Source organism: Phycisphaera sp. (assembly GCA_025916675.1).
In the GTDB taxonomy this organism is placed as follows: Bacteria; Planctomycetota; Phycisphaerae; order Phycisphaerales; family UBA1924; genus JAHCJI01.
This window is the reverse complement of the sequence record CP098402.1, coordinates 1,216,875-1,230,588: the sequence shown is the minus strand read 5'-3', so window position 1 is coordinate 1,230,588 and position 13,714 is coordinate 1,216,875. Positions and strand designations below refer to the sequence as shown.

The 13,714-nt window shown below is 66.8% G+C and carries 16 protein-coding genes and 1 tRNA gene; 15 read left to right on the top strand and 2 right to left on the bottom strand.

Going from position 1 to position 13,714, the window contains the following annotated elements; genetic code table 11:
* Positions 1 to 54: 54 nt before the first annotated feature.
* Positions 55 to 1,446, top strand: a complete 1,392-nt coding sequence (locus NCW75_05270; protein UYV13694.1) for an APC family permease — start codon at positions 55 to 57, stop codon at positions 1,444 to 1,446.
* Here the strand turns inward: NCW75_05270 and NCW75_05265 are convergent.
* Positions 1,368 to 2,171, bottom strand: a complete 804-nt coding sequence (locus tag NCW75_05265; protein ID UYV13693.1) for a hypothetical protein — start codon at positions 2,169 to 2,171, stop codon at positions 1,368 to 1,370. The two genes, NCW75_05270 and NCW75_05265, sit on opposite strands and share 79 nt — an antisense overlap.
* A 117-nt stretch (positions 2,172 to 2,288) precedes the next feature.
* Between NCW75_05265 and NCW75_05260 the strand changes: the two genes are divergently transcribed.
* From NCW75_05260 to NCW75_05195, 14 genes are all read left to right on the top strand, one after another.
* Positions 2,289 to 2,360, top strand: a tRNA-Asn gene (locus tag NCW75_05260).
* Between the two features lie 642 nt (positions 2,361 to 3,002).
* Positions 3,003 to 3,566, top strand: a complete 564-nt coding sequence (locus NCW75_05255; protein UYV13692.1) for a hypothetical protein — start codon at positions 3,003 to 3,005, stop codon at positions 3,564 to 3,566.
* A gap of 62 nt (positions 3,567 to 3,628) precedes the next feature.
* Positions 3,629 to 5,545 (top strand): hypothetical protein, encoded by a 1,917-nt coding sequence (locus NCW75_05250; GenBank protein ID UYV13691.1) that lies wholly within the window; start codon positions 3,629 to 3,631, stop codon positions 5,543 to 5,545.
* Positions 5,542 to 7,053, top strand: a complete 1,512-nt coding sequence (locus tag NCW75_05245) for a GspE/PulE family protein (GenBank protein ID UYV13690.1) — start codon at positions 5,542 to 5,544, stop codon at positions 7,051 to 7,053. The genes NCW75_05250 and NCW75_05245 overlap by 4 nt, the downstream gene beginning before the upstream one ends.
* Positions 7,050 to 8,285, top strand: coding sequence for a type II secretion system F family protein (locus tag NCW75_05240; protein UYV13689.1), 1,236 nt, complete (start codon positions 7,050 to 7,052; stop codon positions 8,283 to 8,285). The genes NCW75_05245 and NCW75_05240 overlap by 4 nt, the downstream gene beginning before the upstream one ends.
* On the top strand, positions 8,285 to 8,710 hold the full coding sequence (locus NCW75_05235) for a type II secretion system protein GspG (protein UYV13688.1): 426 nt from the start codon (positions 8,285 to 8,287) through the stop codon (positions 8,708 to 8,710). Before NCW75_05240 ends, NCW75_05235 begins: the two co-directional genes overlap by 1 nt.
* Positions 8,710 to 9,090: a prepilin-type N-terminal cleavage/methylation domain-containing protein gene (locus tag NCW75_05230; GenBank protein UYV13687.1), complete on the top strand. Its 381-nt coding sequence runs from the start codon at positions 8,710 to 8,712 to the stop codon at positions 9,088 to 9,090. The genes NCW75_05235 and NCW75_05230 overlap by 1 nt, the downstream gene beginning before the upstream one ends.
* Positions 9,087 to 9,437, top strand: a complete 351-nt coding sequence (locus tag NCW75_05225) for a prepilin-type N-terminal cleavage/methylation domain-containing protein (GenBank protein UYV13686.1) — start codon at positions 9,087 to 9,089, stop codon at positions 9,435 to 9,437. The genes NCW75_05230 and NCW75_05225 overlap by 4 nt, the downstream gene beginning before the upstream one ends.
* A complete protein-coding gene (locus NCW75_05220) occupies positions 9,434 to 9,832 on the top strand; it encodes a prepilin-type N-terminal cleavage/methylation domain-containing protein (protein UYV13685.1) in 399 nt (132 codons plus the stop codon). Before NCW75_05225 ends, NCW75_05220 begins: the two co-directional genes overlap by 4 nt.
* Positions 9,829 to 10,695 carry a hypothetical protein gene (locus NCW75_05215; protein ID UYV13684.1) on the top strand — a complete coding sequence of 289 codons (867 nt, stop codon included), beginning with the start codon at positions 9,829 to 9,831 and terminating at the stop codon, positions 10,693 to 10,695. Before NCW75_05220 ends, NCW75_05215 begins: the two co-directional genes overlap by 4 nt.
* Entirely contained in the window at positions 10,692 to 11,180 is a 489-nt protein-coding gene (locus NCW75_05210) for a hypothetical protein (GenBank protein ID UYV13683.1), read from the top strand. The genes NCW75_05215 and NCW75_05210 overlap by 4 nt, the downstream gene beginning before the upstream one ends.
* A complete protein-coding gene (locus NCW75_05205; GenBank protein ID UYV13682.1) occupies positions 11,177 to 12,016 on the top strand; it encodes a hypothetical protein in 840 nt (279 codons plus the stop codon). The genes NCW75_05210 and NCW75_05205 overlap by 4 nt, the downstream gene beginning before the upstream one ends.
* The gene (locus tag NCW75_05200) at positions 12,013 to 12,549 is read left to right on the top strand and encodes a hypothetical protein (GenBank protein UYV13681.1); all 537 of its coding nucleotides are present in this window, start codon (positions 12,013 to 12,015) and stop codon (positions 12,547 to 12,549) included. Before NCW75_05205 ends, NCW75_05200 begins: the two co-directional genes overlap by 4 nt.
* A complete protein-coding gene (locus NCW75_05195; protein ID UYV13680.1) occupies positions 12,546 to 13,172 on the top strand; it encodes a tetratricopeptide repeat protein in 627 nt (208 codons plus the stop codon). Before NCW75_05200 ends, NCW75_05195 begins: the two co-directional genes overlap by 4 nt.
* Here the strand turns inward: NCW75_05195 and NCW75_05190 are convergent, their stop codons facing one another.
* The gene (locus tag NCW75_05190; protein UYV13679.1) at positions 13,173 to 13,712 is read right to left on the bottom strand and encodes a hypothetical protein; all 540 of its coding nucleotides are present in this window, start codon (positions 13,710 to 13,712) and stop codon (positions 13,173 to 13,175) included.
* Between the last annotated feature and the right edge of the window lie 2 nt (positions 13,713 to 13,714).

Sequence of the window (13,714 nt, the reverse complement as noted above, 5' to 3'; positions counted from 1 at the left end):
GAATGGGCGCCCGATTCCCCTCGCTCGCGCGAGGGGCTCGTACCATCGCACTCGATGCCCACGACCCCCAACCAACTCCGCCGCGTCATCACCCTGCCCGGGGCGGTGGGCGTGGGGCTCGGCTCGATCATCGGCACCGGCGCGTTCGTCACGCTCGGGCTCGGGGCGGGGCTCGCGGGGCCGTGGCTGCTCCTCGCGATCGCCATCGCCGGCGGCCTGGCGATGTGCAACGGCCTGAGTAGTGCGCAGCTCGCCGCGGTGCACCCCGTCAGCGGCGGGACGTACGCCTATGGCTACCGCTTCATCCACCCGCTGGCGGGCTTCGCGGCTGGGTGGGTCTTCCTGATCGCCAAGACAGCTTCGTGCGCCACGGCGGCGCTCGGCCTGGGCGGGCTGGTGGCATGGATCACCGGCAAGCCGGGCGATGGCACGACCATGACCATCGCGGCGCTGGGCTCGCTCCTCGTCGTGACAGCCGCGGCACTCGCGGGCGTCACGCGCTCGGTGCGAATCAACTACGGGCTCGTCATCATCACCGTGCTGGCCCTGCTGACGATGGCCATCGCCGCCGCGCCCGCGGCATACAAGGGTTGGGGCGGCGTTTTGTGGTCCAGCATCGCAGATCGGCCGATTTCCGCACCGGGCGTGCTCGAAGCCGCCGCCCTCGCGTTCGTGGCGTTCGCTGGTTTCGCGCGCATCGCGACGATGGGTGAAGAAGTGGTCGAGCCCCGCAAGACCATTCCGCGCGCGGTCGTCATCACGCTTGGAATCGCAGTGCTGCTCTACGCGCTGGTCGCATTCGTCGGGCTTGGCGTGCTGGGCCCCGCGGAATTCGGCGCACGAGCGGGCCAGGACGCCGCCCCACTGCTGGCCATCGCCAGCGCGGTCGAAGCACCAACGCTGGCCGTGCTGCTCGGCACGGGAGCGGCAGCGGCGCTGCTCGCGGTGCAACTCAATCTCATCATGGGCCTCTCGCGCGTGGCCCTTGCGGCCGGACGAGAGCGTGACCTGCCCACGCCGCTCGCCCGCGTCGACGCCAACGGCGTGCCCGCCATCGCGACCGTCGCGGCGGCGGCAGGCATCGGCCTCGTGATCCTGATCGGCAGCGTGCCCCACGCCTGGTCGCTGGCCGCCGCAGCGGTGCTCGTATATTACGCCCTGACCAACCTGGCCGCCATGCGGGTGTCGAATTCGAAGAGCGACCGGTTCATCCATCGCTGGGTCCACACAATCGGCCTGGCCGGGTGCGTGACGCTGGCGGTATTCATCGAACCGGCGATGCTTGGTGTGACGGCCGCGCTACTCGCTTTCGGCGTTGGTGTGCGATGGGCATGCCAAAAATGGCAACCCTTCGCACTCCCTCCGGCTCAACCGCCACCGGTTTCGGTGTCCGGTGTCTCGGGCTCGGGATCCGGCACGGGATCGGGGTCCTCGATCTCGGGCTGATCACCATCGGCTGGCGGGAGCGACGCAGCACCGGCCGCGGGCGCACTCACCACTTCGCGCCCCAGCGTGTCGTTGATCAGCCGCTCGATCTGCTCGGCCAGATCGACGTCGTACGGCTCGTTCGGGACACCCAATTCGTCGGCTTTCTTCTCGGCAGCCGCGATGTAGAGCCTTACCTGCGGCGCGGTGGGGTTCTGGAGTGGCTCCAGATTGCCGTCGGCGCTGCGTTGGGAAACCGGCTCGAGCACGGGCTCAAGATCTTCCATGACCATGAGCTCATCGATCAAAGCCCGCTGGAGGCGCTGGGTCGCCAAGGTGCCCGCGGCCCGTTCCTCATCGGTCAGGCCCTCGGCCTTCAGACTGTTGTACTCGATGAACTCGAGAACACCAATCGGCAGGATGGGGTGATTCTCCATCGCCTGAACGACCTCGGCGAGGTCTTCGAAGGTCACATCCCCGGCCTCAAAAGCCGACGTGAGCTGATCGATCTGGGTGTTGATGCGGCCCACTTGCTCGGCGGGTAAGTCGGCTTCCGTCACGGCTGCCTTCATCCCGGCGTTCATGGCACCGGCAGTCCAGCCCTTCCAATTCATCCAGACGATGACACCCCCGACAACAACCAGGACGGCAATCACACCCAAGACCGCCAGGCAACCGACGAGAAGGTTGCCCCTGCGGGCGGCGAGCGTCTGGCGACGACGGCACGTTCGGACGATACTTGGCACTGGGTAATCCCCCATGTTAGCTGACACCACGAACCGCGAATCTTTGGCCCGAGCGGGCCCCCTGTCTCTTGACGCTGGGAAAAGTGGGGTTACGCTTTCGCCTCGACATCTCGCCGATCCCCGGTAGCTCAATGGTAGAGCGAGCGGCTGTTAACCGCTAGGTTGCAGGTTCGAGTCCTGCCCGGGGAGCTTCCCAGGCCCGCGTCCGTTGGATGCGGGCCTGTTTGTTTACTGATTGGGTGCCGGATCGAGGCCGTTGGGGCACCAGGGCTGGGGGTTAGGGCCTCTCGCATTTGGGCGAGGGTTGGTGGGTGGTTGGGCGGAACCTCGGACAGGGCGGGTCAGCGGCGACACAACTCTCACGCTCTCTTTGGCTTGGTTGACGGTGGGAGAGCCCGCTGAGTTGCTTCGCCTTGCGAGGCCTGGGCTTAGCCGGCTTCCTGGTTGCAGCGATGACGGCGTTGGGTGAAGGCCGCTTTGCGGCGGGCTTGGCAGGTGCCTTCCTCGCCGTGGCATTCTTGGCGTGGCGGTTCGAGCCAGTCTTCTTCGTTTTCTTCGTGTTCTTCATCATGGTCATGGTCGTGTCCTCCGGCTTGGTCACATGCCACGCATTAGTAAACATGACGCTCTCGCATTCGGCACGAGGCAAGGCGAACCTCCGATCAATCGCACACCGCAGGGGAAAGCAATGACGCACGGGTCGCCTACTTTCCCCCCGGTTGGGTACTAATCAGCCCCTATGAGAAACGAAGGTTGTCCTTGGTTCGCATTTCGTGTGCGAATGGACCGCAAAATCTTGATATCGCCACTCAGCTAGAACGACCGCGTGACGTGTCTGGCCTCTTCTCAACCTCGCAGCTTGCCGCCCACCTCGGGCTGGCCGCGTCAACGGTGCGCAAGTACGCCCAGGATGGCATGCCGCCGGCCGGCCACACACCTGATGGGGGCCGGCTGTGGGACGAGGCCACCTGCCGCGTGTGGCTGGACGACCACGTGCTCGACACCGGCCACGGTGGACGCCGCGAGGGCGCTGGCCGCAAGCCGGGGAGTTCCTCGGCCAAGCCGTGGCACACGCGATCGACCGGAGCCCCCAGCATGACCCAGCAGGAGTACAACAAGGCACGCGCCATCAAGGAGACCGCCATCGCCAACATGAAGGTGCTCGAACTGCGGAAGATGCAGGGGGAGTTGCTGCCGGTCGACGAGGTGCAGTCAAGCTGGAACGAGGCGCTCGGCGTTGTATGCCAGGCCCTGGACGAGCTGCCGCGGTCCATCGCGCAGCAGGCGGCGATGGAGTTGGGGCTGGACAAGAAGAGGTGGGATGCGGTGCGGAGGGTTGTTGAGGAGCAGGTGGGGGCGGCGAGGGAGAGGATCCGCCGGGAAGCACAGCGATGAATCTGGCCGACCCGGTCAAAATGCTCTTGTGAAGTTAGGCGTTATCGAATATGCTGAGCGTGATGCGAGCAGTTCTATGTTTGGTCTTAATCTGGTGTGCCGCCCTGGATGCTCTCGCCCAGGAGCGGGTCCACCTGCCCGCCGAGGTCGAGCTGGCTAGGCTGGTCGACCTGTCGGCCGAGCGGCTGGGGTTGCGGATCGTCTACGAGCCACGTCAGCTAGCGGGCAGCTTCATGGTGCGCAGCGGCGAGGGACTGGACAACGAAGCGCTGTGGTCGCTGACCAACGAATTGCTGGTCCAGAAGAACCTGACCATCATCTCAACTGGTGACGGGCTGGCCATCGTGCAGTTCAACGGCGCCGGGCGGCTGGCCACTCCAATCGAGCAATGGACCATCGAGGACACGGACTCGGGCCCGAGACTGCGCACGGGCGGCCGTGCCGGGTATGTGGCGATCCTGTATGACATCCAGGAGGCCGACGCCGAGGCGCTGATGTCGGCCGTGCAGCCGTTGCTCAGTGCTGGCGGGTCTATGACCCGGTTAGGCGAGAGCAATCGCGTGATCGTGGCCGACCTGCGTGACCGGGTTGGTCGCGTGGCGTCGCTCATGCGGACGCTCGATGTGCGGACGACGGTGACGCGCTCGTACGAACCACGGGTGTTCTCGCCGGGCGAGGTGGGCGAGGCGGTGCAAAGGCTCATCGGCGAGGAGGTCCGCGTCGTCGCCGACGAATTGACGGGGACACTGCTGGTCGAAGCGACCGTGACGCAGCACGAGGCCATCGCGGCGCTGGTGGAGCGGCTGGACGCCGAGACATCAGCCGCCCGGCTCTCGACACGAACCATAACGGTGCGGCACCGGCCGGTCGAAGAGATCGTGTCGCTGGTGAATCGATTGCTCGGCGCGGGCGCTGCGGGCCAGCCCGATCAAGTGGCCGAAACCACATCAACCACGACGCGACTACCGCCCGAGGCCCCCACGGCCGCCGAGCGTGCGCGTCAGCGGGGCGGTGAGCAAACGAGCGGCGGCGGGGTCATCCAGATCGATGGCCTGACCGTCTCGCTCGTGGCCGACGAGGCGACCAGCCGGATCCTGGCGATCGGTCCGCCGGGCGTGCTCGACAAGGTACAGGATCTCGTCCGCGAACTCGACGTGCGTCAGCCGCAGGTGATGCTCGACGTGACCATGGTCAGCCTGACCGAGGGCGAGACGTTCGATCTTGGCGTCGAACTCGAGAAGATCGAGATTGCTGGTGATATCCGCATCCGGCTCGCTTCGCTGTTCGGGCTTTCGAGTGGTTCGGCCGATGGCGGGCGCGACGCGGGCAATGGCGCGGGCTTCACGGGCGTGGTGCTCGACCCGGGCGACTTCGCCGTCGTGGTCCGGGCGCTGGAGACGGTCAACCAGGGCCGCTCGCTGAGCCTGCCGCGCGTGCTGGTCGACAACGCCGCCACGGCCACGCTCGACGCTGTCAGAGAAGAACCGTTCGTGTCGACCAACGCCAGCGATACCGTCGCGACCACCAGCTTCGGAGGCTCCGCATCGGCAGGCACGCAGATCACGGTCACGCCGCGGATCGCCGAGGGCGACCACCTGCTGCTCGAGTACGCGATCAGCCTCAGCCAGTTCGTGGGCGAGTCTTCGAGCAGCGCCGTGCCGCCGCCGAGGCAGGAGAACAGCATCACGTCCATCGCGACGATCCCAGATGGGCACGCCATCGTGCTGGGTGGGCTCGAGACCATGAACGAGGGCGAAGCGACGAGCCAGGTGCCGCTGCTCGGCGACATCCCGTGGCTTGGCGAGCTGTTTAAGAATCGTTCGCGTTCGCGGGGTCGCACGAAGTTCTATGTGTTTATTCGCCCGACCATCACGCGCGGCGACGGCTTCGAGTACCTCAAGTACGTCAGCCAGGACATGGCCGAGGCCCTCGGCGTCGATGACGGCTTCCCGGTGGTCAAGCCTCGGGTGATCCGGTGAGTGTGGCGACGCGGCCGTGCGAGAAGTTTCTGCGGCTGATCAGCCGCGACTTCGCGCGCGAGCATCTCGTGCTTGCTGAACGTGACAGCGCACGGCTGGTCCTGCGGCATGCCGAGGCGACGCCGCTCACGGTGCTGCACAACGTAGGCGTACGGATGGGCGAGCACGGCGATCGCGAGGTTACTGATGCGCAGGCACTCGCTGAGCGGATCGACGCGGCGTATACACAAGTCGAGCGAGACACGTCGGCGGACCGGGAGTCCGGCCTGATCATCGAAACCCCGGACGACGACCTGGAACGCGCTCTGGTCGAGGCGGATCGTGATTTGTTAACGACCTCGGGCAAGGCGCCTGTAGTTCGATTGGTCGATTGGATGCTGTTCACCGCAGCAACTCGCGGCGCGAGCGATGTGCATGTGCAGCCGCTGGAGGATCGTGTTCTCATCAGGATGCGCGTCGATGGTGCCCTGCGCGACGTGAAGGACCTGCCCGCGTCCCTGGGCGGCCCGATCGCCAGCCGGCTGAAAGTCATGGGGCGCATGGACGTGGCCGAGCGGCGCGTGCCGCAGGATGGGCGGGCCACGGTGACTATCGGCGGCGGAGACACGGCGCGGACGATCGATCTTCGATTGAGCAGCCTGCCCACGGCCTTCGGTGAGCGTGTGGTGGTCCGCCTGTTGGAACCCGAAGGCACGCTCGACCTGGACGACTTCTCGGCCCTCGGCATGCCCGAGGACGTGCAGCGGCGCTGGCTCGCGGCGTGCTCGCGTTCCAGTGGCATCGTGCTGTCGACAGGCCCGACCGGCAGCGGCAAGACGACGACCTTGTATGCAACCCTGCGATGGACCGCCAAGCGTTCGGCCCGCGATCTGAACGTCATGACCATCGAGGACCCAATCGAGTACGACCTCTCGGGCCCGCATGTAGCGATCAGCCAGGCCCAGATCAATACCAAGAAGGGCGTCACCTTCGCCAGCGGCTTGCGGCACATCCTCCGGCAAGACCCCGACATGGTCATGGTTGGTGAGATCCGCGACCTGGAGACGGCGGCGGTCGCCATCCAGGCCAGTCTGACCGGTCACCTCGTGCTCTCGACACTGCACACGTCGGACGCGGCGACGGCCGTCACGCGATTGATAGACCTCGGTGTCGAGCCGTACCTCGTGTCGGCGTCGCTCTCGGCCGCGCTGGCGCAGCGGCTAGTGCGTCGCGTGCATGCCGAGTGCGAAGGCAAGGGCTGCGAGGCGTGCTACGACAGCGGGCTGCTGGGACGCGTGGGGCTGTTTGAACTGCTGGTCGTTGGCGAGACCATGCGAGAGCGGATCGCGGCGGGCATCACGGCGAGTGCCCTGCGGAGCCAAGCCAAGCAAGCTGGCATGCGCACGCTCCAGGACGATGGGCGGTGCCTTGTCGAGGCCGGGATCACCACGCCTCTGGAAGTCGCGCGCGTCGCGTCGGTGGGCGACGAGGCGTTCGACGCGGTCGATAGGGTGGGGGCCGTGTCATGACGCTCTGGCGCTACAAGGCCGTGACCGTCGGTGGGCTGGCGCGCAAGGGCGAGCTGACCGCCGATACGGCCATCAGCGCCCGGGCCTCGCTTCGTCGCATTGGGCTGACGGTCCTCGACGTGCGACCGGTCGCAAGCGAGCGTGTGCGCATGCCGGCGTCGTTCGCGTCGAGCCTGCACGGCGTGCTCCGTGGCCGACGTCGCGACGCCAAGGCCGAAGTGCTCGACGCGCTCGCCACGCTGCTGGCCTCGGGCGTGCCGCTGGCCGAGGGGCTCGGCACGCTCGCGGGCTCGCGCTCCAAGCGTTCGGGTATGCGGCGGATGCTGCTGCAGGTCGCGGACGCCGTGCGTTCGGGCACGCCGCTGGCCGATGCGTTCGAGGCCCAATCCGGCTGGTACGACACGTCGGAGGTCGCGGTCGTGCGGGCCGGGCAAGCGCGAGGCGAGCTCGCGCACGCGCTGCGTTCGCTTGCCGACCGACACACTCGCACCGGCGAGCTGGCGGGCAAGCTGGCCTCGGCGCTGGCCTACCCAGCGATCGTCGCGGTCGCGGGCGTGGCGGTGGTCGTGTTTCTCTCGCTCGGGCCGCTGCCGCGGCTGGTGGGCATCCTGGATCAGGCCGGCGTGCAACCGCCAGCGTTGACCGCGGGCGTGATCGCACTGGGCGAGGCGATCGCGCAATGGTGGGCGGTGATGCTCGCCGGGGTCGCCTCCGCGCTCCTGCTCGCGGCCTGGGCGGTGCGGGCGATCTCGACGAGCGAGCAAGGCTGGCCGAACACGATACGCCAATTGGTCCCCCAGGCCCTTCGCGGCATGGCATTGGCCCGGCTCGCCGGTGAACTGCAATCGATGACGCGCCTGGGCGTGCCACTGACCGAGGCCCTCCGCGCCGCGGCACGGACCTTCCACGGACCGATCAACCTGAGCCTGCGCGCGAACCTCGAACGTGCCGCCACGCGAGTCGAGGCGGGCGAGAGGTTATCGCAGGCCCTGGACGATTCGCACTGGTTCGCCGACGACATGCGCCGCCTCATCGAGGCCGGGGAGACGGCGGGCGAGCTGCCCGACCTGCTCGAACGGCTGGCCGATCGGCTCGAACGCAGGGCCAAACGCCTGACCGATCACCTGGCCGGGCTCATCGAGCCGGCCGCCATCATCATGCTCGCGGCCATGATCGGCGTGGTCGTGCTCTCGGCCGTTCTCCCACTCCTGAAGCTACGAGAGGTGCTCTGATGCATCGGAACTTCCATCGAGCCCACCACGGCATGACCCTCGTCGAGGTGCTCGCGGTCGTCGTGCTGCTCGGCATCTTGGCTGCGACGCTCACGGTCGGCCTGACCGCCGCCTTCGGCCAGGGCAAGCGCGAACTGGCGCGCACTTCAATCGCCGGGGCCAAGGCCAAGGTCGAGATGTACCACGTCGCCGAGGGCGGCTGGCCAGAGAGCTTGCAGGATCTCGTCGATGCCCCGCCGTCGGCCAGCTACCACCTGCCGATGGACGCCGCCCGCGACCCGTGGGGCACCATGATGCAACTCGTCGTGCCCGGACCCGATGGCCACCCCTTCGAGATCATCAGCCTCGGCGCTGATGGCCGCGTCGGTGGCGACGGCGAAGGCGCGGACCTGAGCTCGCTTTACTTGCGCGAGGGCGGCGAATGATGTCGCGCCACGCCCATCGCGGCTTCACGCTCGTGGAGACACTGGCGACATGCGCGATCGCCGCACTCGCGATGGCGATGGGCGCCGCCCTGCTCGCCGGAGCCGGAGACCCGCTTCCGCGTGCCGAGCAGACATACCTAGAAGCTCGGGCGATGGCGAGGCTGATAGCGATAAGCGATGGCCCTGCCACGATGCAACTCGAAGGCGGTCGACTTGTGGTCCGCGACGGCCAGGGCAATTCGATCGTAGAGCGCGAATGGCCAACCGGGGTGCGGGCGGCGGCCCTCGCCGAAGGTGTGCGCATGGATCGACTGGGCAGGCTCAAAACGAACGCAGTCGCGCTGATGCACGGCGGACGCCGCGTGGAGATCGAGCCATGACCCGTCGTGGTCTCACGCTCCTGGAAGTGGTGCTCGCCACGGCGTTGCTCGCTCTGGCAGCGACGGGTATGGCGTCGATCGTGTCTTCGATCACTCGACCTACCGCCCAGCCGGAGGCTGAGATCTACGAACTCGCGGCCATTGTTGACGAGGTCCTGCAAAGTCCTGCTCGGCACGATTTCGATACCAGCGCCGTTGCCGCCAGCGGCCAAGGCTCGCTCAACATCGATGGCTCAACGATCCAGATCACTCTGAAAACCCGAAGCGGCCGCGGAGCTTGGCTGGAGTTTCGCCAAGGCGAGCAGCGAATCGCTCGGTGGGTCCGCCTGCCGGAGGCCCGACTATGAGGCGCGGCTTCACGCTGTTGGAGGTGCTCCTCGCCCTCGCGTTGACCGCGCTGGCCGCTGGTGCCGCTGTGACCGTGCTAGTGCCGATGATGGCCGACGCCCCCGCCGCGGCGGCCGATCTCGAGGCCCGCTCACGCGCAACGCGAGTCCTGGACCGCATCGGCCACGACCTGCTCATCGAGCACGAGTCGATGCCACGCAGAAGGGTAAGCGTCGGCGAAGGCTGGTTCACGATCGAGACTCGTGCCAATGGCAAGCGCATCACAAACCACTACGGCGCGGAATCACTGGGCGTGGAGTGGGTCGAGGCCGAGCTCCTGGAGAACGACCGACGTCTGTTGGTTCACATCACCGACCGCGGGGAGACGCTGGAGCGGGAGTACCGCGTGCCATGACGTACACAACGTCATCTCGTCGAGCCGTGGCCCTGCTGCTCGTGCTGGCTCTGGTCGCCGGCGCATTGCCCATCATCGCGATCGCGGCATCGCGGGCAACTGCCGCGGTGCAACTCGACCGATCGCAAACGGACGGTGCCCTGGCCGACGACCTCATGCAAGCAGCGTCCATACCGATCCATGATTGGCTCCGCCGGGACGCCCCACTGATCGGGTTGCCCCCCGGGGCAGAGCAACCGATGGTGCGGATTCTGGATGACCGGTTCGAGTTGGACGGCCGGCCTGTGGAGATCACTGCGACCGCATGGGACCTGCATGGCATGCTCCCCGCCGACGCCGTTCGCGGCGGATCGCCGTTGAGGCTGCTCCTGCCCGAGGACGCCAGACAGCGCCTCGATGATCTCGATGTCGATCCAGACGGACTGGACGTATTCAAGCCGCGTGCCAGCGAGCGATCGGTCTTTCCATCACCATCGGGCCAACTGCCGTCGTTGGGCGCGCTCGTCAGCACATCCGAACGACCCTCCGCCCAGCCCACAGTCCGCCTGAACGTGAACACCACGCCCGCGCCGCTACTCGCCCGAGCACTCCGCCTGGCCGGCCAAGGTGGCTACGAACAGATCATGGAACGCCGGGCGATGGGACAGCGAAGCGGGCCACCGCCAATTCCCGGGGGTGATCGCACCGGATCGCCGCGGGTAGTTTTAGCGGCATCGAGCAGCAGTTGGGGCGTACGCATCGACGTCCGCGTTGGCTCGGTCCGTCGTTCGTGGTGGACCGTGTGGACACGCGTCAGCGGCGATTGGATGCTCCAACGCCGCACGCCCATCCTGTGGGAGCCCCACCCGGAGGCTTCACGATGAACCGGCTGAACCGAGAGCGTGCGGTCACCACCATCGCGCTCGCAAGCGTGATGGTCGCATCGGGCACGGCCGTGTGGTGGGCCTTGCAACCGGTGCCACCACTTGTGATCGAGAACGCACCGGAACTTCATTCCGCCGAAGGCCAACTCATCGCTGCTCAACCGCTCAACGCGTCAGTCTTCGACATTGAACTGTGGCCCGAGCCAGTGCAAGCCGCAACGGCCCAAGCCACCCCCACAACCGTAACAACACCATCGCCTCCCCCGCCACCGCCAGCCCCGATCAACCTCTCCCTCATCGCGATCGTGGAGACCGACACCGGCTGGCAGGTGGCCCTGTACGACCCGAGCCAGCAACGCATCGTTCTCGCCGGCGAGGGCGACGTGGTCGGCGCCGTCCGCGTGCGCGAGGTGACGGCCACGACGGTCCTCCTCGAACTCGCCGGCCGCACGCGGCAGTTGGCCTTGGAAGGAGGTACGCCATGACCAAGCCGGCGGACGCGATCGAGGTCCCCGCGGACGAGTGCTACGTCGCGGTCACGCCCAAGCCGCCCGGTCGCATCACCGATCGCGTGGCGGCGTATGCCGTCGAGGGCCAATTGCCACGCCCGATCGATGAGCTGTGCATCGCGTGGCGAGTTGCGGGCGCCCAACTGGTCGTTGTCGCGGTCGATCAGGAACGAGCAGACCGATGGCTCGCTGATGGACTCCTGACCGCTCGCGTCGCTTCGGTCCCGGCCGAACTAGGGATCAACTACGCTCCGATCGAGCTACTACATCGTGACTACCTGCCTTCGAAGATTCGCAAGCACAGACACCGCCGATTCGCAGGTCTTGCTACCGTGATCGCCATCGGGTGCTTGGCCATCGCGTACGGCTTGCACAAGAAGACAGGCACGCTTCAAAATCAGGCAGGCGAATCCGATACCGCAACTATCGAGCAGGCTCGAGTCGCCATACCAGAATGGCGCGAGAGTCTTTCGCCTCAGCTCGCTCTCACCGGCGAGCTTCGCAGGCTGCGTGGCCTCGCCAGCGGCGATCGCGACGACGAGCCGATCGATAGCCGGGACGCCCTCGCCACGCTCTTCGCGGCTTGGCCTACGGGCGAGGGTTTCCGGGTCGAATCGATCGAGGCCGCAGGTGACCGGCTGACGCTCCGCAGCATCGCACTATCTCGTGACGCCGCGATCTCGCTGGCGAGCTCGCTCGCCGAGGACGGCCCGTTCGAATCCGGCCTCCCACGGGTGCAGACCGAACCACAACGCGATGGCGAAGTCACGCGGCTCGAACTCTCGCTCACGCATTCGGAAGGTGGCCTATGACCGGCCGAGCCTCGATCATGGCCAGCCTCGCGTTGCTCATTGCGTCGGCATGCATCCTGGGCGTCGCCCTCGCTCGGTGGCACTCCGCGTCCGATGACCTCGACCGAGCGAAAGCAGAGCTCGTGGCGGTCCAGCAGCAGACAATAGAGATCCGATCGCTGCAAGCAACCCTCGACACCCAACGCATCGCCACCACGGGCAGCCGCGCCGACGCGCTCGCCGAGATCGCGGACACCATCGCATCCGCAGGCCTACCGGATTCCGCCATGCGATCGCTCGACGAGCAGAGCGACACCGAATTGGGCGACGCGGGCCTGCGCCGGCAGACCCTGCGTCTCGCACTCACTACCATCACGCCCGGCGAGCTCGGCCGCTTCCTCGCTCGCCTCGAAGCCGACCACCCCGAATGGGGGGTGACGCGGATCGAACTCACCCGCCCACGCCGCGGCGACGGCAACCAGTATGATGCAGGACTGACACTAAGCCGGACGTACGATGCGTCCGCACGCCAGCAGGGGGACTCGCGGCCATGACACAAACCTCCCCGGCCCTCTTGCTCGCGTTGTGCATCGCCGCGGCACTGCCCCTCGGCTGCCGCTCGAGCTCGCCGAGCCCGTACGTCAATCAGCCGCCCATCCGCCGCGACACTGACCGGGCCCAGAAGCTCGCCGCCGAGGCCGTCGACCTGATGGAGAAGGACTCGCAGCAAGCCGAAAAACTGCTGCGCGACGCTTTGGCCGCCGACCTCTACCACGGCCCCTCGCACAACAACCTAGGCGTGCTCCTGCTCGAACGCGGCGACCTATACGAAGCCGCCAACGAGTTCGAGTGGGCCCGCCGCCTCATGCCCGGCCACCCCGACCCGCGGATGAACCTCGCCCTGACCCTCGAAAAGGCCGGCCGCGTCGACGAGGCCCTCGCCCAGTATCGCCGGGCGCTCGAAGTGCACCCGGGGCATCGGCCGACGGTGCAGGCGTTGACGCGGCTGGAGGTGCGGGCGGGGCAAGCGGATGATCAGACGTTTGCACGGCTGAACACGCTAAGGCTTGAGGGCGAGGACGATGCGTGGCGTAGCTGGGCTCGCGAGACGCTGATCAAGCTCAACTCTGTTGACGACAACAGTGCCCAAAAGCCTCCCGCTAACGCTCTCAAGTAATCAACACTTGCATGATAGCTGGTCGCCGCCTTTATCCATGATGGCCCACCACGCGTTGCCCGAGCCGTCGTACTGGACCAGCAGTTCGTCGAAGCCCTTGGCGGCCGCCCCCCACACATGCTCACGCGCCAGATACGGCGTCGCCGTCCCCCCGCCAACCTGGTACTGCTCCTGCTGCGATTGCGAACCCTGGTTGCTGTTGCCCAGCACCGGATCGACGACCACCTCCTGGATCCGGCGGATGCCGTCGTAGTACAGACGCTCGGTGCGAAAGTCGTCGTCAGGAATCGCCCCGGGCTGGGGATACGGCGACTGGATACGGATCAGGCGGCCATGCCCGTCATAGGTGTAGTGCTTGACGATGTCGCCGATATCGACTTGCCCAAGAACCGAATCCCACGACGCCTCGTTGACTTGGATCAGCCGGTTCCAAGCGTCGTACTGGTAGGAGTAGTCGCCGTCGAACTCGAGGTTGCCTGTACCGTCGATGGCTACCAGTGCCAGACACAACAACAGTGCTAACCAGCCACTCCTACGCATTG

What these genes read in the sequence shown, in the direction of transcription:
- NCW75_05190 (UYV13679.1), bottom strand. Translation starts at nt 13,712, where the DNA reads ATGCGTAGGAGTGGCTGGTTAGCACTGTTGTTGTGTCTGGCACTGGTA.
- NCW75_05225 (UYV13686.1), top strand. Translation starts at nt 9,087, where the DNA reads ATGACCCGTCGTGGTCTCACGCTCCTGGAAGTGGTGCTCGCCACGGCG.
- NCW75_05200 (UYV13681.1), top strand. Translation starts at nt 12,013, where the DNA reads ATGACCGGCCGAGCCTCGATCATGGCCAGCCTCGCGTTGCTCATTGCG.
- NCW75_05215 (UYV13684.1), top strand. Translation starts at nt 9,829, where the DNA reads ATGACGTACACAACGTCATCTCGTCGAGCCGTGGCCCTGCTGCTCGTG.
- NCW75_05220 (UYV13685.1), top strand. Translation starts at nt 9,434, where the DNA reads ATGAGGCGCGGCTTCACGCTGTTGGAGGTGCTCCTCGCCCTCGCGTTG.
- NCW75_05230 (UYV13687.1), top strand. Translation starts at nt 8,710, where the DNA reads ATGTCGCGCCACGCCCATCGCGGCTTCACGCTCGTGGAGACACTGGCG.
- NCW75_05195 (UYV13680.1), top strand. Translation starts at nt 12,546, where the DNA reads ATGACACAAACCTCCCCGGCCCTCTTGCTCGCGTTGTGCATCGCCGCG.
- NCW75_05240 (UYV13689.1), top strand. Translation starts at nt 7,050, where the DNA reads ATGACGCTCTGGCGCTACAAGGCCGTGACCGTCGGTGGGCTGGCGCGC.
- NCW75_05250 (UYV13691.1), top strand. Translation starts at nt 3,629, where the DNA reads ATGCGAGCAGTTCTATGTTTGGTCTTAATCTGGTGTGCCGCCCTGGAT.
- NCW75_05270 (UYV13694.1), top strand. Translation starts at nt 55, where the DNA reads ATGCCCACGACCCCCAACCAACTCCGCCGCGTCATCACCCTGCCCGGG.
- NCW75_05205 (UYV13682.1), top strand. Translation starts at nt 11,177, where the DNA reads ATGACCAAGCCGGCGGACGCGATCGAGGTCCCCGCGGACGAGTGCTAC.
- NCW75_05210 (UYV13683.1), top strand. Translation starts at nt 10,692, where the DNA reads ATGAACCGGCTGAACCGAGAGCGTGCGGTCACCACCATCGCGCTCGCA.
- NCW75_05235 (UYV13688.1), top strand. Translation starts at nt 8,285, where the DNA reads ATGCATCGGAACTTCCATCGAGCCCACCACGGCATGACCCTCGTCGAG.